Origin of the sequence: Arthrobacter sp. AOP36-A1-22 (assembly GCF_052377615.1) — a bacterium.
Taxonomy (GTDB): Bacteria; Actinomycetota; Actinomycetes; order Actinomycetales; family Micrococcaceae; genus Arthrobacter_H.
Genome location: NZ_JBQSWX010000034.1, coordinates 1 through 19069, shown reverse-complemented (window position 1 = coordinate 19069; position 19069 = coordinate 1). Strand labels below are relative to the sequence as shown.

At 62.1% G+C, this 19069-nt stretch carries 19 protein-coding genes and 1 pseudogene; 11 read left to right on the top strand and 9 right to left on the bottom strand.

The window, feature by feature from the left end; translation table 11 throughout:
• Positions 1 to 183: 183 nt before the first annotated feature.
• The 5 genes from ACT3S2_RS14900 to ACT3S2_RS14880 form a co-directional block, all read right to left on the bottom strand.
• Complete coding sequence (locus tag ACT3S2_RS14900; protein ID WP_444555625.1) at positions 184 to 525, bottom strand: metal-sulfur cluster assembly factor; 342 nt, start codon at positions 523 to 525, stop codon at positions 184 to 186.
• A gap of 2 nt (positions 526 to 527) precedes the next feature.
• Positions 528 to 1286: a Fe-S cluster assembly ATPase SufC gene (gene sufC / locus ACT3S2_RS14895; RefSeq protein WP_444561858.1), complete on the bottom strand. Its 759-nt coding sequence runs from the start codon at positions 1284 to 1286 to the stop codon at positions 528 to 530.
• 68 nt (positions 1287 to 1354) lie between these two features.
• Complete coding sequence (sufD, locus tag ACT3S2_RS14890) at positions 1355 to 2632, bottom strand: Fe-S cluster assembly protein SufD (RefSeq protein ID WP_444555623.1); 1278 nt, start codon at positions 2630 to 2632, stop codon at positions 1355 to 1357.
• 2 nt (positions 2633 to 2634) lie between these two features.
• Positions 2635 to 4095 carry a Fe-S cluster assembly protein SufB gene (sufB, locus tag ACT3S2_RS14885; RefSeq protein WP_444555622.1) on the bottom strand — a complete coding sequence of 487 codons (1461 nt, stop codon included), beginning with the start codon at positions 4093 to 4095 and terminating at the stop codon, positions 2635 to 2637.
• Entirely contained in the window at positions 4092 to 4826 is a 735-nt protein-coding gene (locus ACT3S2_RS14880) for a helix-turn-helix transcriptional regulator (protein ID WP_444555621.1), read from the bottom strand. The genes sufB and ACT3S2_RS14880 overlap by 4 nt, the downstream gene beginning before the upstream one ends.
• A gap of 182 nt (positions 4827 to 5008) precedes the next feature.
• Between ACT3S2_RS14880 and ACT3S2_RS14875 the strand changes: the two genes are divergently transcribed.
• The 5 genes from ACT3S2_RS14875 (at position 5009) to ACT3S2_RS14855 (ending at position 10126) form a co-directional block, all read left to right on the top strand.
• Positions 5009 to 5962 (top strand): ABC transporter ATP-binding protein, encoded by a 954-nt coding sequence (locus ACT3S2_RS14875; RefSeq protein WP_444555620.1) that lies wholly within the window; start codon positions 5009 to 5011, stop codon positions 5960 to 5962.
• Entirely contained in the window at positions 5955 to 6752 is a 798-nt protein-coding gene (locus ACT3S2_RS14870) for an ABC transporter permease (RefSeq protein ID WP_444555619.1), read from the top strand. Before ACT3S2_RS14875 ends, ACT3S2_RS14870 begins: the two co-directional genes overlap by 8 nt.
• 46 nt (positions 6753 to 6798) lie before the next feature.
• Positions 6799 to 7794 (top strand): COX15/CtaA family protein, encoded by a 996-nt coding sequence (locus ACT3S2_RS14865; protein WP_444555618.1) that lies wholly within the window; start codon positions 6799 to 6801, stop codon positions 7792 to 7794.
• 309 nt (positions 7795 to 8103) lie between these two features.
• Positions 8104 to 8802, top strand: a complete 699-nt coding sequence (locus tag ACT3S2_RS14860; protein WP_444555617.1) for an HAD family hydrolase — start codon at positions 8104 to 8106, stop codon at positions 8800 to 8802.
• 85 nt (positions 8803 to 8887) lie between these two features.
• Complete coding sequence (locus ACT3S2_RS14855) at positions 8888 to 10126, top strand: hypothetical protein (protein ID WP_444555616.1); 1239 nt, start codon at positions 8888 to 8890, stop codon at positions 10124 to 10126.
• A gap of 65 nt (positions 10127 to 10191) precedes the next feature.
• Here ACT3S2_RS14855 and ACT3S2_RS14850 read toward each other — a convergent pair whose 3' ends face one another.
• The gene (locus ACT3S2_RS14850) at positions 10192 to 10587 is read right to left on the bottom strand and encodes a VOC family protein (protein ID WP_444555615.1); all 396 of its coding nucleotides are present in this window, start codon (positions 10585 to 10587) and stop codon (positions 10192 to 10194) included.
• Positions 10588 to 10755: 168 nt separating this feature from the next.
• Here ACT3S2_RS14850 and ACT3S2_RS14845 point away from each other — a divergent pair, with 168 nt between their 5' ends.
• The 3 genes from ACT3S2_RS14845 (at position 10756) to ACT3S2_RS14835 (ending at position 12882) form a co-directional block, all read left to right on the top strand.
• Entirely contained in the window at positions 10756 to 11049 is a 294-nt protein-coding gene (locus ACT3S2_RS14845) for a hypothetical protein (RefSeq protein ID WP_444555614.1), read from the top strand.
• A 71-nt stretch (positions 11050 to 11120) separates the two neighbouring features.
• A complete protein-coding gene (locus tag ACT3S2_RS14840) occupies positions 11121 to 11303 on the top strand; it encodes a hypothetical protein (protein ID WP_444555613.1) in 183 nt (60 codons plus the stop codon).
• Between the two features lie 307 nt (positions 11304 to 11610).
• A complete protein-coding gene (locus ACT3S2_RS14835) occupies positions 11611 to 12882 on the top strand; it encodes a hypothetical protein (RefSeq protein ID WP_444555612.1) in 1272 nt (423 codons plus the stop codon).
• 420 nt (positions 12883 to 13302) lie between these two features.
• On the opposite strand, the gene ACT3S2_RS14830 is transcribed toward ACT3S2_RS14835, so the two are convergent.
• From ACT3S2_RS14830 to ACT3S2_RS14820, 3 genes are read right to left on the bottom strand one after another with little or no spacing between them, the layout of a single operon-like run.
• A complete protein-coding gene (locus ACT3S2_RS14830) occupies positions 13303 to 14109 on the bottom strand; it encodes an AAA family ATPase (RefSeq protein ID WP_444555611.1) in 807 nt (268 codons plus the stop codon).
• Entirely contained in the window at positions 14110 to 15504 is a 1395-nt protein-coding gene (locus ACT3S2_RS14825; RefSeq protein ID WP_444555610.1) for a Mu transposase C-terminal domain-containing protein, read from the bottom strand.
• Between the two features lies 1 nt (position 15505).
• Positions 15506 to 16105 carry a recombinase family protein gene (locus ACT3S2_RS14820; protein ID WP_114384512.1) on the bottom strand — a complete coding sequence of 200 codons (600 nt, stop codon included), beginning with the start codon at positions 16103 to 16105 and terminating at the stop codon, positions 15506 to 15508.
• A gap of 390 nt (positions 16106 to 16495) precedes the next feature.
• Here ACT3S2_RS14820 and ACT3S2_RS14815 point away from each other — a divergent pair, with 390 nt between their 5' ends.
• The 3 genes and pseudogenes from ACT3S2_RS14815 to ACT3S2_RS14805 form a co-directional block, all read left to right on the top strand.
• Positions 16496 to 16846, top strand: a complete 351-nt coding sequence (locus ACT3S2_RS14815) for a MerR family transcriptional regulator (protein ID WP_019160177.1) — start codon at positions 16496 to 16498, stop codon at positions 16844 to 16846.
• A gap of 176 nt (positions 16847 to 17022) precedes the next feature.
• Complete coding sequence (locus tag ACT3S2_RS14810) at positions 17023 to 18549, top strand: SulP family inorganic anion transporter (protein ID WP_055085098.1); 1527 nt, start codon at positions 17023 to 17025, stop codon at positions 18547 to 18549.
• 215 nt (positions 18550 to 18764) lie between these two features.
• A pseudogene (locus ACT3S2_RS14805) lies at positions 18765 to 18983 on the top strand (recombinase family protein); the annotation flags it as partial.
• Between the last annotated feature and the right edge of the window lie 86 nt (positions 18984 to 19069).

The following is a 19069-nucleotide window of genomic DNA, read 5'->3' as shown; positions in this document are numbered from 1 at the left end:
AAAAAAGCCCCCGGAAGAACCACCCTTCTGAGTCGAGCGTTGGAAGCACGGCTGCCTGCCAGGGAGTCAGCGAATATATCCCTTTAAACAATGAGGCTCCCACCGCTAAAAGCGGTGGGAGCCTCATCGTGGTGTTCTGTTGAAGGCTTCCTGGGAAGCCATCAACAGGATCCGGTGCTCTAACTAGATGTTGAAGCCGAGCGCACGCATCTGGTCGCGTCCATCGTCGGTGATCTTCTCAGGTCCCCACGGTGGCATCCAGACCCATGTCAGTCGGTGCTCGTCAACGACACTGCTCATCGCCTGGCCAACCTGCTCCTCGATGATGTCGGTGAGCGGGCAGGCCGCCGAAGTCAGCGTCATGTCAATGAGCAGCGCACCGTCATCGGCATACTGCAGGCCGTAGAGCAAGCCCAAGTCAACGATATTCACCCCGAGTTCAGGGTCGATAACGTCCTTCAATGCTTCCTCGACGTCCTCCAGCGGAGTGTGGGTCGAGCCACTTGCTTCGTCGGTGGTGCTCATGACTACGCCCCGACGGGGAGGAAGCGGTCGTAGCCCTCTTCCTCGAGACGGTCGGCAAGGTCCGGACCGCCCTGTTCGGCGATACGGCCATCAACGAACACGTGGACGAAGTCCGGCTTGATGTAGCGCAGGATCCGCGTGTAGTGGGTGATGAGCATGGTGCCCATCTCGCTGCCCTCCGCGGCGCGGTTCACGCCATCGGCAACGACCTTCAGCGCATCGACGTCGAGGCCGGAGTCGGTCTCGTCGAGGACGGCGAACTTGGGCTTGAAGAGCTCGAGCTGCAGGATCTCGACTCGCTTCTTCTCACCACCGGAGAAGCCTTCGTTGACGTTACGGCTGGCGAACTCCGGATCGATCTTCAAGTTGGCCATAGCCGCCTTGACGTCCTTGGTCCAGTGACGCAGGCTCGGGGCTTCGCCCTCGATGGCGGTCTTGGCCGTCCGGAGGAAGTTCGTCATGCTCACGCCGGGTACCTCGACCGGGTACTGCATGGCCAGGAAGAGGCCGGCGCGAGCACGCTTGTCGACGCTCATGGCCAACACGTCGTCGCCGTCGAGCGTGATGGTGCCCGAGGTGACGTTGTAGCGCGGGTGGCCCGCGATCGTGGAGGCCAGGGTTGACTTGCCCGAACCGTTCGGGCCCATGATGGCGTGCGTTTCACCGGTCTTGATGGTGAGGCTCACGCCCTTGAGGATTTCCTTGCTGTCCTGCTCCGTATCGATCGATACGTGCAGGTCCTTGATTTCCAGGGTAGACATTGGTGTCCGTTCTCTGACATGCCGGACTGGCCGGCGAGGTTCACTGGGGGGGGAAAAAGGCCAAAGGCCTAGTTATCGGTCGCGGCGAGTTCTGCCTCAACCGTTTCGTTCAAGCGTTCCTGCAACTCCTCGACGCCGATCTGCTGAATGACCTCGTTGAGGAAGCCGCGCACGACGAGACGGCGAGCCGTCTTTTCGTCGATTCCGCGGGACTGGAGGTAGAACAGGTGCTCGTCGTCGAAACGACCGGTGGTGCTGGCGTGTCCGGCACCGGCGATGTTGCCGGTCTCGATCTCCAGGTTCGGGACCGAATCAGCCCGGGAACCATCGGTGAGGACCAGGTTGCGGTTGGCCTCATAGGAGTCCGTGCCTTCTGCCGCCGCGCGGATGAGCACGTCGCCCACCCACACAGTGTGTGCGTCCTTGCCCTGCAGCGCCCCCTTGTAGAGGACGTTGGAAGTGCAGTGGGGCGTGGAGTGATCGACGAACAAACGGTGTTCCAGATGCTGGCCCGGATCGGCGAAGTACAGTCCAAACATCTCCACCTTGGCACCGGTGCCAGCGAATCGCGCCGACGGCGTCAGGCGCACAAGATCACCGCCGAAGGTGACAACGATGTGCTTGATCTTCGCATTCTCGCCCACCTTGGCCTGCTGCGAACCTGCGTGGATGGCATCGTCTTCCCAAGCCTGCACGCTGACAACGGTCAACTCTGCGCCTTCTTGGACATCGAACTCGATGTTCTCAATCAGGACGGCGCTGCCTACGTGGTCGATGACGACGAGACCGCGGGAGTTTGGCTCCGCGACGACGACCAGGTGCTGGGCCGACGCTTCCATACCCGCACCGGTATAGGTGAGGGTGGCTTTCACGTCCTCGGCGTTGGCGCCGATGGTCAGCACGGAGGCCTCTGCGGCTGCGTTCCACCCGTTGGCGGAGACGCGGTCCTCGGGAATGCCGGCGGAACCGACGCGAGCGTCGTCCATGCCCACGGTTTCCAAGGTCGCGCCATCGCTGAGCTCGGTGGCCAGCGTCGGAGCGGCACCGGTGGGAGCCTTCTTATGGAGTCCACCCAGGCGCTTGAGCGGTGTGAAGCGCCAGTCTTCCTCGCGACCCGTCAGCGCCTTGAAGTCCTCCAGCTTGTAGCTGGTTAGACGGCCGGCTCGGGAAGAGTCGGGCACTCCCGCTCCACCGCCGTGGCTGTGCGCCTTGCTGGCATCACCGCCCAGCGGCGAGCTGTCCTCATTCAGTGGGGAGAGATTCTCGCCCTCTTCGGTGAATCCAGCGATGGCGGGCACGCCGTAGCGTGATTCCTTGCCAGTGGTTTCTGTTGCGGTATCAGTCATGATTAACCGACGCCTCCTTCCATCTGCAGTTCAATGAGGCGGTTCAGTTCGAGCGCGTATTCCATTGGAAGCTCCCGGGAGATCGGCTCGACGAAACCGCGTACGATCATCGCCATTGCCTCATCCTCGGCCATGCCGCGGGACATGAGGTAGAACAGCTGCTCCTCGGAAACACGCGAGACGGTTGCCTCGTGGCCCATGGTGACGTCGTCTTCGCGGACGTCAATGTACGGGTACGTGTCCGAACGGGAGATCTGGTCGACCAACAGCGCGTCGCACTCCACCGAGTTACGCGATCCCTTGGCGCCTTCGCGCACCTGGACCAACCCTCGGTAGGCCGAACGGCCGCCGTTGCGCGCCACCGACTTCGCCACGATCGTCGAGGACGTGTTCGGTGCGATGTGCACCATCTTCGAACCAGTGTCCTGGTGCTGTCCTTCGCCGGCGAAGGCGATGGAAAGGGTCTCGCCCTTGGCATGCTCGCCGACCAGGTAGACGGCCGGGTACTTCATGGTGACCTTGGAGCCGATGTTGCCATCGATCCACTCCATGGTGGCGCCCTCTTCGCAGATCGCGCGCTTGGTGACCAGGTTGTACACGTTGTTCGACCAGTTCTGGATCGTCGTGTAACGGACGCGGGCGCCCTTCTTCACGATGATCTCCACGACCGCCGAGTGCAGCGAATCCGAATCGTAGATCGGTGCCGTGCAGCCTTCGATGTAGTGGACGTAGGAATCCTCGTCCGCAATGATCAGCGTGCGTTCGAACTGACCCATGTTTTCCGTGTTGATGCGGAAGTAGGCCTGCAGCGGGATATCAACGTGTACACCCTTGGGCACGTACACGAAGGAACCGCCCGACCAGACCGCGGTGTTCAGCGAACCGAACTTGTTGTCGCCCACGGGGATGACTGAGCCGAAGTGCTCCTTGAAGACATCCTCGTGTTCCTTCAGCGCCGTATCGGTGTCCAGGAAGATGACACCCTGCTTTTCCAGATCCTCACGGAGCTGGTGGTAGACGACCTCGGACTCGTACTGTGCGGCGACACCCGAGACGAGGCGGTTCTTCTCCGCTTCCGGGATGCCGAGCTTGTCGTACGTGTTGCGGATGTCTTCCGGGAGGTCCTCCCAGCTCGTGGCCTGCTTCTCGGTGGAGCGCACGAAGTACTTGATGTTATCGAAGTCGATGCCCGAGAGGTCTGCACCCCAGGTAGGCATCGGCTTGCGACCGAAGTACTTCAAGCCCTTCAGACGCATGTTCAGCATCCATTCGGGCTCGCTCTTCTTTTGCGAGATGTCGCGAACGACTTCCTCGTTCAGGCCACGGCGCGCGTTTGCGCCGGCGTCGTTCTTATCCGACCAGCCATACTCGTAGTTCCCGATCCCCTCGAGCTCCGGATTCTTTTCCAGAATCTCGGAGAGCACACCGGGGTCGGCGGTCTCCTGTGCCATCTGATCCGTCATCTCGGCCTTTCCTGCTTTGTCAGTTTGACTCGTGTTCTCTTCTCAGCTTGCTGAGGAGTCTGGTTGCGACCCAGCGGAATGTGGGTCGTACAAACGTGTCCACCCGAGGCTAACGTCGACAGTCGGCGGACGTCGACACCCAAAAGGCGGGCAAAAACTTTGGTTTCTTCATCACAGAACACCGGGAACTCCCGGGCCAGATCCTGAATGGGGCAATGTCCCTGGCACAGCTGGATGCTCTGCAGCATCGCCGCCGGTTGGTTGAATCCCACGGCGCGCGTCGACGCAACGAACCCGTCGCCGCTGAGTGCCCCGGAAAGCGCTTCGGCCCGGTCCTCCAGGGAGTCGCCGGCCGCTTCGACGATGGGACGGTATCGCCGCTCCATTTCCGCGAAGCGGCGTTGCGCGAAGGCGGTGACCGCTTCCTCGCCGGCCACGTCGGCCAGATCGGTCAAGGCCGAGGTCGCGATGTCGAGGTAGTCGTTGCCACGCGTCGACTGGCCATGGCGGCTGAGCACATAACGTCGGGCGGGACGCCCTGCCCCGGCCGGCTGGTTGGCGACGAGTTTGACCTCGACCAAGCCATCACGACTCAAGGCATCCAAGTGGCGGCGGACCGCAGCCGGGGTGAAGCCGAGGCTTTCCCCGAGTTCCGCAGCGCTGACCGGCCCCTGGTGCAGGACGGCCTGCAACACGCGGTCGCGAGTCCGTTCCTCGGGTTCGGGCGCCACCGGGTTAGCGGCCGACGTAGCGGTCGCTTCCTGAGAGGGCAGCTGAGATGAATACACAACACAATCATGACCTAATGCGGTCGAGTGCGCCAGTAAGGTGTGACTTAGTTCCCGCAGAGCGCAAATACCGGCGCTCCGGACCCTCTGCCCGCGCCCTTCTCTACGTAACGTAGAATGCTCGGGTGACAACTACAGAACCCAGTCTCGTCGTCGAGTCCCTCCGTAAGGACTTCGGCCCGGTTGCCGCACTCGATGGCCGTATGGTCCGGGTCCTCAACGGTATCTCACTGACAGCACATCGTGGCGCGGTGACGACGTTGCTCGGATCCAATGGCGCCGGCAAATCCACCACGCTCGCCTGCGCCCAGGGACTGCTCCTTCCCGACGGCGGCACCGTCCGCCTGCTGGGTACCGATCCGGCCTCCGGAGGAAGCGCACTGCGCTCCCGGGTGGGCGTCATGCTCCAGGACGGCGGCCTACCCCCTTCGGTCAAGCCCATGACCCTCCTGCGCCACGTCGCCCGGATGTATGACCGCCCGGTCGACGTCGATGCCCTGGCCAAACGCCTTGGCATCGACTCCTTCGCGCACACCACCATCCGGCGCCTCTCAGGCGGGCAACGCCAGCGCGTCGCCTTGGCAGCCTCCCTCGTCGGAAATCCCGAAGTCGTGTTCATGGACGAACCCAGTGCAGGCCTGGACCCGCAATCACGCCAAACAGTCTTCGAACTGATCGAAGAGCTGCGCGAACGGGGCTTGTGCATCGTCCTGACGACGCATCTGATGGAAGACGCCCAGCGCCTGTCCGACTACGTCTACATCATCGACAACGGCCGCAACGTCGCCCAAGGCACCGTCGCGGATCTGACAGCCGAGGCCACTTCGGCGACGGAGAGCCGTACCCTCCATTTCACGGCCGACCCCGGCCTGCCGATCCCCCGGCTACACGACGCCGGATCACTCATCGAGGAGGCGGCGGGCCGCTACCGCGTCGAGGGGCTCCACTCCCCCGCCGGGTTGACGGAAATCACCTCCTGGTGGTCTGAACAGGGAGTCCTGCCGACCTCGATCAGCATGGAACCGAAGAACCTTGAAGACGTCTTCCTGGATATCGCCCAAGGAGGCACCCGTGGCTGACCCGACGCCCTCGCCCCTGCCCGAAGCCCCGACCACCGGTGCCCGCCGGTCCAATGCCGCCAGTCTGACCACGCGCGTCGTCCGCCACGGTGGCTACGAAACCCGCGCCATGCTCGGCAATGGCGAACAGCTGGTCCTGGCGGTCGCCCTGCCCCTGCTGGCACTGTTCGGGTTGACGTTCACCAGCATCCTCGATGGCGTTGCCGAACACCGCATCGATGCCGCCGCCCCCGGCGTGCTGGCGTTGTGCGTCATGTCCACCGCCTTCACCGGCCAGGGCATCTCCACCGGGTTCGACCGGAGATACGGTGTCCTGCGCTTCCTGGCCACGACCCCCTTGGGACGAGCCGGGTTGATCTTCGGCAAGGCCCTGGCCGTGTTGGCCGTACTGGTGGTCCAGGTCGTCCTGATTGGTGGGGTGGCGCTGTTCCTGGGGTGGCGCCCGGAACCGGCAGGCATTCCCCTGGGCGTCCTGCTGTTGATACTCGGTGCCGCTGCCTTCACCTCACTGGGCCTGCTGATTGCCGGTACCGTTCGGCCTGAAGCAACCTTGGCGATCACGAACCTGGCGTGGATCCTCCTGGCAGCAGGAGGCGGGATCCTCATTCCGGGCAGCCGCCTTCCCGGGATGCTGTCCGACATTGTTGCCGTGTTGCCCTCGTCGGCGCTCGGCGATGCACTGCGTGAGACCCTCATCAGTGGGACCATGAACATGGGGGCCATCCTGATCCTGCTCGCCTGGACGATTGCCGCAGGATTCGCCGCCACCCGCTGGTTCAAATGGAATTGACGCGCGCACAGCCAGTCGCCCCGCGTCCCGAATGGAGAAAGACAACATGACAACCCCCGTCGCCAACCACTGGACCGACCGGCTACCGCCGGCGTTGGGGCGCGGCACCCGCGCGGTTCAGACCACCTACTCCCGTGGATACAACCATCTCCCGCTATCCATCGGCCGAGGCATCCACCGGTTGGCGATCGCCTCCCTGATCACCCAATCAATCCTGATCGTCTCCGGCGGCGCCGTCCGACTGACCGCTTCCGGACTCGGCTGTTCGCAGTGGCCCAACTGCATGCCGGGGACGATGACCCCGACCCCCGAAATGGGAATCCATGGGTTGATCGAATTCGGCAACCGACTGCTGACGTTCGTCCTGGCCGCCGTGGCGATTGCCATGATCGTCTCCATCTGGCGCATACGACGCACCCACCGCACCGTGTTCTGGCTCTCCATCGCCCTGCTGTGCTTCATCCCGATCCAAGCCGTCATCGGCGGGATCACCGTATTGACGGATTTGAACCCCTGGGTCGTCAGCTTCCACTTCCTGGCGTCGATCGCCTTGGTGGCCGTGGCAACACTGCTGGTCAACCGCACCGGGAGGGAATCGCGCGGTGAAGAACTGGTGGCCCCCGGCCCCCTCACCGGAACGATGCGCTCACTGGGCTGGACCATCGCCATCACCTCGGCCCTGGCCCTGATCCTGGGAACCGTGGTCACCGGCTCGGGCCCCCACGCGGGGGATCCCTCCTCACCCCGGCACGGCTTCAACTTGTACCTCGTGACCCGCATCCATGTGGTCCCCGTGTACCTCCTGGTCATCGCAACCCTGCTGGGCCTGTATCTGGTCTACCGCACCCATGCGGCGCGGGCCCTGAAGCGCGGCTACCTCTTCCTGGTCGTTGCCGTACTGGCCCAGGGCGCCATCGGATACACCCAGTTCTTCCTCGGACTGCCCATCGCGGTCGTCCTGCTGCACATGGTAGGCACCGCATTCCTGACGGCGGCCGCCACCAATGTATGGGACCGTTCCACCGGCGTCGTTCCGCTATAGCAACGCCCCGCCGACTGCCCTGCTCCTTTCCCGCGGTGAAGCAACGGGACCTTCTGGTTTCCAGCCCTGGTCAGGTGCAGGATCACGCCCCGAGTTCCCGGGCTTGCAGCCGGCCGCTCCTCCCGGTGCTCCATGAGAGTGCGGATATTGCCCCGGTGTCGTTTTTCGAAGACGACTACAAGGAAGCCCGGAGTCTTCTGCACAACGATTCCGTGTCTGTTTGGGCAACGGCTTGCGGGACGGCTGGCTAGGAATGTTGAAAGAAGGCAACACAGATGAGTGAATTGCGACGACGGCTAGTCTGAGTGCATGGAATTTCGAGCCGTTCTATTCGATCTGGACAACACTCTGTTCGACCATCTGACATCAGCACGTGGTGGCTTGGATACATTCGTTCGGAGTTTTGGCGTCGAGCTGACACCTGATCTTTCGAATTCGTGGTTTGAGATTGAACAGGCCAACTACGATCTTTTCCTATCAGGTGAGCTCAGTTTTCATGCACAGCGCCGCGAACGACTCCGCCAGTTCCTTCCCCTGATAGGGCATCCGGGTCCGGTTGGCGCCACTGAGCTTGACGAAGTGTTCGCCATTTACCTGCGAAGTTATGAGGAAGCATGGACTGCGTTTCCAGACGCCGTGCCGACCCTGGAGCTGCTAAGAAGTTCCGGTACCACGGTCGGCGTCATCACCAACGGCAACCACGAGCAACAAGCGAAGAAGATCAAAAGGATCGGCATCGAACCCCTCCTCGATCTATTCTTCAGTTCTGAACAAATGGGCCATGCTAAACCCACAAGTTCAGCATTCATCTTGCCGTGCGAGAAGATGGGGATTTCCCCAAGCCAGGTACTTTACGTCGGTGACAACTTCCGTGTGGATATCGAAGGGGCACGAGCCGCAGGCCTTCAAGCCATACACCTTGACCGGGAGGATGCCGGTCAGCCGATGACTCTGCGTAGCCTGACGGATCTCGTCCCGTTGCTAAAGATCGAAGCGACTGCTCCGTAACCGGAACGGTGACCGGTCAGGGATCCCGTTCTGGGCTCAACTCACCCTGACACGTAGAGCCCCCGCCGATACCTCAGCAGCGAGAATGGACGAGGAAGAGGAGGCCAGCATGGCGTATGGGTCGGCGCGCGACTTGCCGAAGTTCAAAGAGATGGAGTTGCAACTGGCAGGACTGCGGCGGTTCAAGTTCCTCATCTCTAAGGAACAGCGTCACCTGCTGACAGACGTCTCAGCCCAACTGGACCGCATCACGAGCACTGTTGACGCCTTCTACGTACTCCTCGGTCCTCGACATTGGGTCTTCCATGACGACCTGCCGGTCGATGACCTGGCCGGCCTTGTGGCCAATCACCAGGACGATCCGGAGCGTGCGGAGCAAGCCTTCATCGCTTGGTACCAGGACAAGGATCGCCTGTCTCATCTGGTGCGACGACTCAATGTGCACCCTGATTTACGCGCACGCATGCATCTGCTGAGGTCGGCGCTGGAGGATTACCAAGCTCAGCGCTACTACGCCGTAGTCCACGTCTTGCTCAGCGTCATGGATGGCTTCGTGAACGACCTCAATCCGGCCTGCCGCAAAGGTCTGCATGCCCGCGAGCCGCAGGAGATGGACGCCTGGGACAGCGTTGTGGGCCACCACTTGGGACTCAGTGCAGCGCATGCGACCTTCGCCAAGTCCAGCAAGGGACGCAACGACGAGCCAGTCTATGAGTTGTACCGCAACGGCATCGTGCACGGGATGCTGACCAACTACAACAGCAGCGTCGTCGCGACCAAAGCCTGGAATCGACTCTTCGCCGTGGCGGACTGGGCGCGCTCCTTGGAGGCCCAAGAGCAAGAGACAGCGAAGCCGCCCGACCCGACGTGGAAAGACCTCGCAACTCAACTTGCTGCCAACACCGAGACGAAAGCTGCACTGGCGGAGTTCGTGCCCATTGCCCTGACCTCAGATGATCACGCATCACTCGCCGCTCACCCGGTCTATGTGGCGTCTACTAGATACCTCGACGCCTGGAAGCGGAAGAACTACGGACACATGGCCCAGGTGATCACGACTCTGGGCCAGACAGTCGGCCCTGGAGACGTGCGGTTGGACTATCAAGGGCACTCGCTGGATGACTACTCCCTCAAGTCGCTGGTGCACAGCGCCGCCGCGATCTGCACCGTTCGCCTTCACGTCGTCGTCAACGGCACGCCCGGCTCTCCAGAGATGAGGTGGGTGCGTGAGGGGAGCGATGGGCGTGCGGCTGCGCCGAATGAAGACGGCGAGTGGCGCCTGATGTGGTGGGGCGCCGCGCATATGACGCGGGATGCTGAGTAGGGAAGCGAATTAGTCGCGAGAGGGAACCCCAAATGGGCATCCCGGAGTGACGTGACCGGCAGCTCTCAGCTATTGGTTGTTGTCCGCCAACTTCTCCAGCCCGACCACTCGGCCGCCTCAATGACGCAGAACCGGTTTCCCTCGGGGTCTTGCATGATGACGTAATCTTCATCGTCGGGGCATCGACCCCAATCCACCTTGGTGGCACCGAGAACAGTAAGTCGGTGAACTTCGGCCGCCTGGTCCTCCGCGTACAAGTCCAGATGAATGCGAGGTGGCAATATCCGCTCAGAGCGGTGCGCGTCGAGGGAGACATTCGGACCTATTCCATCGGTGGGGAATAACAGTGCGAAGTCATCATCAATCGGCTCTCGCACAGTGTAATTGAGAGCATCAGACCAAAATTGAATCTGCTCTTGCAGGTCGCTCACACGAATGACAATGGACCCAACAACAAGCATTCCATAACCGTAGGTCGAGTGGAGTGACGCCGCAAGCGGAACCCTCGTCGGGACGCCAGCTTGCGAGCGTGGCCGGCCGGGATCTCTCGGCTGATCCACCGCCGGACGCTACCTACTGACGGCAGCCGAGACCTGATGGTCCTTCCGGAATCAGACTAAAGTCGCCACATGGACAACTTTGAAGTCGCGATTGACCACGAGCTGTTCCGCATCAGCGAAAGGTACCAACCAAGCGGGAGCCTCAGCTATGACTTTGCTTGGCTGAATGGTCCAGCTGGGGGAACTTACGGCTTTACTGTCGGCATAACGGGCACCGATTCCAACGACGTTTCGCGAATGTCCTCCGAAGAGCTCGTCGAGGAAGCTCGCCTTTTCGTAGAAGCCTTCTATGGCGCTGGCGGTATCGGAGCAGAAGATTTCCCTGATCACGTGCCAGCAAAGAACCGTGGAGGAAAAGGCTGACAGCGAGTCCCTCAGCGGGAACCCCATGGGAGGCAACTGTTCTCGTGTTGAATAAGGCCTATCGTTGTTGAATGGCAATGAAAGACGAGTTCGGGTATCCGCTCAAAATCGATGCTATTGACCGCTACATGCCCCCGGTTGAGCTCCCTCCTTCGACCACACCTGAGGAACACGCTCGCCATGCAGATGCCTATTCTGCCTACCAAGAACGCTTCCTTCGGGCGTCCAAGGAACGCCGCAACAACAAGGAGTGAATTCGACTCTGCGAATCCTCGCCTCCTGCGCCTCAATAGCCGAGGGCTCAACGGGACGGTATTCGCGGCTTGACAGCCGAATAGACACTCTGCGGCACAACGAAGGCTGTATAGAATGCCATTATCCGCCCTACAGCTTGTGGTTTTGCTCCTCTAAACTCCGGACGAAACCGCCCAATGCAGCCAATCATCGGGCTATCTACCAGATGAACGTGAACTCGGCGGATTGGACAATTGCGCTCTAATCTCTCGACCAACTGCAACAGGGAATGGCCACGCGAGTGGCAACTTCTGAGAGTCTGGGCGTATGACCGCGACAATTCCTGAGTTCACTGACAGCTACTCCGACGACATGATCTTCTTGCAGACGGTTCGCCGATCTCTACTGCGACACCCTCTCGAATATCACTATCCGAAGATCTTGGATGCCACCCTCGCTCGCCTGCATGCTGTGATGTTGGTCGGGAATGTCGAGAACGCAATCAACCAGGAACATGAGCGCACGGGCGATTCGAAACTGAAGGATTATCTCAAACCCAATGGTCAAAATAACAAAAAGAAGGTGGAATCGCTGCGATCGTATTTGGAAGGACGGATCGGCGGAGCAGTGGACACGGAAATACTCGAGGACTATCTCGCCATCAAGAACTTTCGCAACGGCATAATCCACTCAGATCGAAGGACGGGTGAGAAGGCTGAACATGTGGCTTCGCGCGGAATTTCGCTCGACAGTCGGGAGCTTAACTTGGACCACCTCCACCGTTTTGCTCAGGTTGATCAGGCGATGACTATGTACCTTGGAATGTCGCACCTGTTGGAAGTGGTCGGCGCTCCCGGTGAAGCACTTAATCCGACGGAGTTACCGGCAAGCCGTATTGCGTCTGACGAGGCTGTTTCGGCACCGTACTCATTTGACGAATTTATTCGATTTCATAAAAGTAACTTGGATAAGGTCGGCTCGAGTTGGGTAAGCCTTCTCGTTGAGATGGACGAGCTGTCGGGACCAGACTTCGTCAGAGAAGTGCGAGCTGGGAACGTAGACGGCGATGTGGGCGAGCGCGTTCGAGGTTGGGGTCGCACGGCGGAATACTCCTGGAACGAGATTGTGCGGCTGTGGCCGGACGATTCGGCGCAGCGTCTCGTTGATGACTCGAAGTACCGAGCTGAATTGCTCCATAGGATGAGGTCCCTCGCAGCAGACGGCGCGTTCCCTGTGCAGAGCCTTCCCAGAAGTGCCTACGCCGTGCTCTGGCGCGCGGCTTTTTCGCACGATGCGCCCGGCGAGAATGAATACTTCCGACTATTCGACGGAACGACCTCTCTGACAGGTTTTCAGCTCTTGGAGACTTATGCGGTGGGCGGCGTAGCCTATGATCTGATTTCGAATTTAGGCATGGGGTGGATTTGGCCACTACTCGCTATCAGTGGCACTGAAGAAGCCGTTGGAAAGGCTAACGCCTTCATCGAAGTTTTCGAGTTGGCTCGCACCTGGTATTCAGCGATCGAACGAAATGAAGGGATAGACGATCACGATAAGGAGACGGTGGAGATGTATCGTCGCGGAGTTGCTGCCACTTAGGTTTAGCTTCTGGCCTCTTATCCGGAGCTTTCGCTGCATTTTCGTGGGGCGGTGAGGGGTTCCTGGTGGGCTCACCGGAAATGCACACCGAATGCATTTGGCTACGGTGTTGTATGGCTACTAGTGTTCCATTCCTTGACCGCCGGCCCAAGATCGGTACAGGGGTTGGCGCTAGGGTCAGATACCAGAAATACGCTAGGAAGCTCAGCGCTCTCTAGCGTTGTCAGCCAAACAACCCGCGATGTGAACACCTGAGATGCTCCACACTCATACGCTCAAGCCCCTAAATCGGTTCCGGGAGACAGCGGTGTCCACCGTCTCGTAAGCCGGTCCTTCACCGGAAACGACAGCTCGAAACAATAGCTACCGAGAGCGCCAAGCCTGTGGAGTTGATCGGTGAATGGCGTGCTTCTGGTGGCGTTAGCTGGTGATGAGGGTGCTGGCGGCTGCTTCGATGACGTCGTCGGTGATGGTGTCGAGTTGGTTGATCTTCAGGACGCGTCCGATTTGGGGGAAGAGGCGTTCGAGGAGGCGGAAGTTGCCTCTGGTGATGCGTTCGATCGCGGCGATGGCTTGGGCGTCGGTGAAGTCGTCGGGGTCGAGGGTGCGGCCGAGGCGTTTCCAGTGGCGGGTCAGGACGAAAAGTAGTTCTTCGCGTGCGAGGGCGCGGTAGCGGTGGGAGAACCCGAGGCGACTGTAGAGCTGGGGGTAGTGGCGGAAGCGTTGGTCGATGCCGGGCATCCCGATGAACATGAGGGCGACGTGGTGGCGGTCGTGGAGGTCTCGGAGGAGTTCGAGTGAGGTCGGCGTGAGTCGTTCGGCCTCGTCGATGATGATCAGTTCGGTGAAGTCGATGGTGCGGGGAACGTCGGTGGTCGTGATCTTCCCGATCGCGCAGAGGTGCTCGTAGATCAGGACTCCGACCTTCCCGCGGTAGAACTCGATATCGCGCATGAGATCGCGGTGCTTGGCGAGGACCTCGGGGGTGTAGAACACGGTGCGGGAGCGGTGGGCGGCGGCGTAGTGCTTTAGGTCGGCCTCGCTGCGTGGCCCCCAGGCCTGGATGAAGGGTTCGAGGGTGTCCCAGTGGGCGTACCGGCGGGCGGACTGCGTCTTGCCGACGCCGGCCTCGCCGTGGCAGATGCCGATGGTGACGTCCTTGCGGATGGTGCCGGCGAACTCGGTGAAGCGGCGGTGTTCCTTGGTGACGATGAAGTCGCGGTTCATCTACTCGTCCTCTTCGTAGGTCTTCAGGCGCTTCCTGGGCCGTCGCGCGGGAGCGGGCGGCGTGGGCGCATCGTAAGGGGGTCGTGGAGTCGTGGGGATGCGGTCGTTGATGTCCTTGCGTAGCTGCCGGCGGCGGGCTCGTCGGGCGGTTTCGATGTCGTGGAGGCTGTAGCGCTGGTTGGGGTGGGCTTCGTCGATCGCTGTGCACACGAAGGTGTCGTGGTCGTGGACACGGATCTCGGACAGGTCCCGGGGGTCGTAGCGGATGGTGACCGTGCGTCCGACGAACGAGGCGAGCGTGGGCGAGAGGTAGCGCTGGCCTTGGAAGTGGATCCCGTCGCGCTGGACGGTGCGATGCTTGGAGACCCGCAGAAGCAGCCCGTCGAGCTCCTCGAGACTCTCGGGTAGTCGCGGCAGCCATCCCTCAGCGATCCAGGCCGCCTTTGGGCTCGTGCGGATCGCGGTGTGCGTGCGCTGGTTGTACTGGCCGACGAACTCCCCGACGGCCCGGTCGAGACCAGGAAGGACCAGCACCGGCACTGGATGTGGGTTTCCAGGGGTGAGGCGCCCGGGCAGGGTCGCGAGCAGTTCGGTGTTGACGGTGTGGAAGAACCGCTCGATCTTTCCTCTTCCCTGGGGGCGGGCGACCGTGGAGTGGATGATTCGGATCTTCAACGCGATCGCGGTGTACTCGAGGTGATGGCTGGTGAAGTCGCTGCCGTGGTCGACGTAGAGGACGTCTGGGATGCCGCAGATCGGCCAGGCGGGGTCACTCTTGGGCCAGATCGCTTGGCGCAACGCCAGCGCGGTGTTCATCGCCGAGGGCGCGCCCTCGAAGACCATGTACCCGCAGATCGCCCGCGAGTAGTCATCCATGACCGTGGTCAGCCACGGCCTGGATGGTCTCCCGCTGGGGTCCTTGATGAGGATGTCGAGCTCGGTGTGGTCGACCTGCCACAGGGCATTGGGACGCTCAGCGCGGTGGCGGAAGACGAGCTCATGGCGGTCCCGGTAGGATGCTGGCCCCTCGAGAGCGAGCGTCACCATCCCGGGATCCAGTGCCTGCACGATCGACCGCACCGTCGCGTAGCTCGGCGTACTCACGCTTCTTCGTGCGGCCTCGGCTGCGGTCAGGCGGTGCAGTGTCGCGATGCTGGGGCGGGGCTTGGTCAGAGCCAGGTGCTCCACGAAAGCCACCAGCTCAGGCGCGGTGCGCCGCACGCCAGCATCGGCGCGCTGTGCCCGCTCAAGAGCCGAGATGCCACCAGCCCGGTAGAGGCTGTGCCAACGCGAGAGCGTTCGCTCTCCCACCCCGGCCTCCCGCGCGAGACTCGCCAGCGGGATGCCGTCTTCGACGTGGAGCCGCAGAATCTTCCACTTCTGCGACCCGTCCATGTCACGCCTGCGCGATGCTCTCGCGAGCGGCAGCGTCCCGCTGGTGGCGGTACAGCGTCGCCCGAGACCACCCCACCAGGCGCGCCGCCCCCTCAGCGGTGCAACCCTTCGCTCTCTCTTCGGCAGCGATCGCCAGTTTGCGATCCACGACCTCGGGATTCACGGGCGGCCGGCCGAACTTCGTGCCCTGAGCGCGGGCTGCTGCGATCCCCGCGTTGACACGCTCGGTGATCAGCTCGCGTTCGTACTCCGCTAGCGTTGCCAGCATACCGAGCATGAGCCGACCCGACGACGTCTCAGGATCGATCCCGTCGGAGACCGACCGGATCTTCACGCCGCGATCCCGGAGCAGGTTCACGGTGTTGAGCACATCGATGAGCGACCGGCCCAGTCGATCGATCCGCCAGACCACCACCGTGTCCTCAGGCTCCGCATAGGCCAGGAGCTTCTTCATGCCCGGACGCTCCGCCGCGCTCTTCGCCCCGGACGTTACGTCCGAGAACACATCCCGCTTCTGCACCCCTGCCGCAAGAAGAGCGTCAAGCTGCAGCGCCGGGTCCTGCCCCGCCGTCGACACCCGCGTGTACCCCAGAAGTCTCATGACGACATCATGCCTCATAAAGCACATTCACCGGAAGGTCTGAGACAGAACGCGGTGCGACGACTTTACGAGACACCATGGGCCTCCCGTCGACCCAGCTCGTGCCGGCGCCGTAGTCACCAAACGCGGCGTCGCGTAAAGCTGTAGATTCTTGAGGCGCCACCAGCTTGCCACCTTGTGGAAGGGCGGCGATTGCTTGGCGCGAAGCGCTTTCGCCTTGAACTATCCGCGTCGACGTAATCTGGGGCCGACTCTGAGCGCGACTGTGACGTAGCGGTAGAGTTGGTGCCTGCTTGCCGGGCGGCAGAACGCGGGCGCCTGCGTTCAGGCGTCATGGCGAGCAAGGGCTAGTGGAAGGGTGAAGCAGTGGGGCAAGCGCAGGAGCAAGACATGGACACGATGCAGATCGGTGAGGTCGCCGAACGCACCGGGCTGTCGATGCGCACTATCCGCCACTACGACAATGTAGGGCTGGCGCCGCCCTCGGCCCGCAGTGAGGGCGGATTTCGGCTCTACACCCAGGCCGACGTCGAGCGGCTCAACTACGTCCGGCGGATCACTCCGCTGGGATTCAGCCTGGAGGAGACCGCCGAGATCCTCGCCATTCTGGAGGCCAAGGAACCGGTCGAGGCCACTGCCGCGTACTTGGAAAGGGTCCGGGTGGCCCGGGAGAAGATGGCCCGCAAACTGCGCCAAGCCGACGAGCTCATCGACGCCCTGCAGGACCGCGTCCACGACTAAACCTGCCCCCCCGCTGGCGGAGCGAGGTGGGCCAGCAGCCAGACTCTACCCTCACGTTAGGGTAGAGTTAGTGTCGAAACTTTTCCCGGTGACTACCTGATGCCCCGCCCCTTGGGCGGCCGGGCTGCCTCGTAAGGCCGGGGTCCTTCTTGTTCACGACCTGATGGGAGACCTGCGTGTCCACCACAATCCACACCGCCCCGCCGGCGAATGCCACCCCCGAAGAACGCCAATCCGTCCTGGCGACCCTGAAGCGCCCGCGCTGGCTGAAGACCGAGGTGCTGGCCGGCCTGATCGTCGCGCTGGCGTTGATCCCTGAGGCCATCGCGTTCTCGCTGATCGCCGGGGTGGACCCGCAGGTGGGTCTGTTCGCTGCCGCCACGATGGCCATGTCCATCGCCTTCCTGGGTGGGCGGCCGGCGATGATTTCTGCGGCCACCGCGGCCACCGCTCTGGTGATCGCCCCGCTGATGGCCTCGCACGGGCTGGACTACTTCCTCGTCGCGGTCATCCTTGCCGGTGTCTTCCAGGTGATCCTCGGGGTGCTCGGGGTGGGCAAGCTGATGCGCTTCATCCCCCGGTCGGTGATGGTCGGCTTCGTCAACGCCTTGGGCATCTTGATCTTCACCTCCCAGCTACCAGACCTGATCGGCGTCCCGTGGCTGGTCTACCCGCTCACCGCCGCCGGCCTGGCGATCATCTACCTGCTGCCACGGATCACCACGGTCGTCCCAGCCCCGCTGATCTCGATCATCGTTGTCACCGCTCTGGCCCTGGTCTTCGCACTCAACGTGCCCACCGTCGGGGACAAGGGTCAGCTGCCCGACGCCCTGCCCACCCTGTTCCTGCCTGACGTGCCCTTCACCCTGGAGACCTTCCAGATCGTCGCCCCCTACGCACTGGGCATGGCCCTCGTCGGGCTGCTGGAATCCCTGATGACGGCCAAGCTGGTCGATGACATCACCGACACCCGCTCGAACAAGGTCCGCGAGTCCTGGGGCCAGGGCGCGGCGAACATCATCAGCGGCTTCTTCGGCGGAATGGGCGGCTGCGCGATGGTCGGGCAGACCATGATCAACGTCAAGGCCTCCGGGGCCCGCACCCGGATTTCCACCTTCCTGGCCGGCGTCTTAGTCCTGGTGTTGGCCGTGTCCCTCGGGGAGGTAGTGGCGCTGATCCCGATGGCCGCCCTGGTCGCGGTGATGATCTTCGTGTCGATCGCCACCTTCGACTGGCACTCCGTCCGTCCCTCAACGCTGAAAATGATGCCCAAGTCCGAGACCATCGTCATGGTAGTCACCGTCATCGCGACCGTCGCCACCCACAACCTAGCCGTCGGCGTCGGGCTCGGGGTGCTCACCGCGATGGTGCTCTTCGCCCGCAGGGTCGCGCACTTCGCCACCGTCACGCGCACCGTCAAGGGCGAGGGCGAGCAGGCCGTAGCTCGGTACACCGTGGACGGGGAACTGTTCTGGGCCTCCTCCAACGACCTCTACACCCAGTTCGAGTACGCCGAGGACCCTCAGCGCATCGTCATCGACCTGACGACCTCACACCTGTGGGATGCCTCGACCATCGCCGCACTAGATTCCGTGGAGGACAAGTACCGCCACTACGGCAAGAACGTCGAGGTCATCGGCCTCAACGAGGCCAGCCAAAACATGCGCAACCGCATGTCCGGCAAGCTCGGCGCCGGACACTAAACCACCACGCACCCTCCCCGCGCCCGAGGCTCACACGCTGGACCAGTATTCGCACGTGTCAGCGCGGGGCCCCGCTGTGGCCGGGAGTGCGCCACCGAGCGATCACAGAACGCCGCCATTCATCGCCAAACTTCACACGCCAAGCCATCACCGTCCCGTAAGACCCGTCCGGCGAGTCGTCCGGTGACGGGTCCCTATGCGACACACTGATCTGCATGTCTGAGATCATCATCGGCTATGCACGCGTGTCCACGGAAGAGCAAGACCTCACCGCGCAGCGTGATGCCCTAGCAGCCCTGGGCGTCACCTCGGAACGCATCTATGTTGATCATGGGTTTACCGGCACCAACAAGAATCGTGCCGGCCTACGCGACGCCTTGGCCGCATGCCGAGCGGGGGATACCTTCGTCGTTACCAAGCTGGATCGCCTAGCTGTACTGCCCATAGACGTTAGTTAAGCGGCTGATTGGTGGCTGGTTCCCGATTGCAGTGTGGGGCCTGTGGTGATTGTACGCATGGT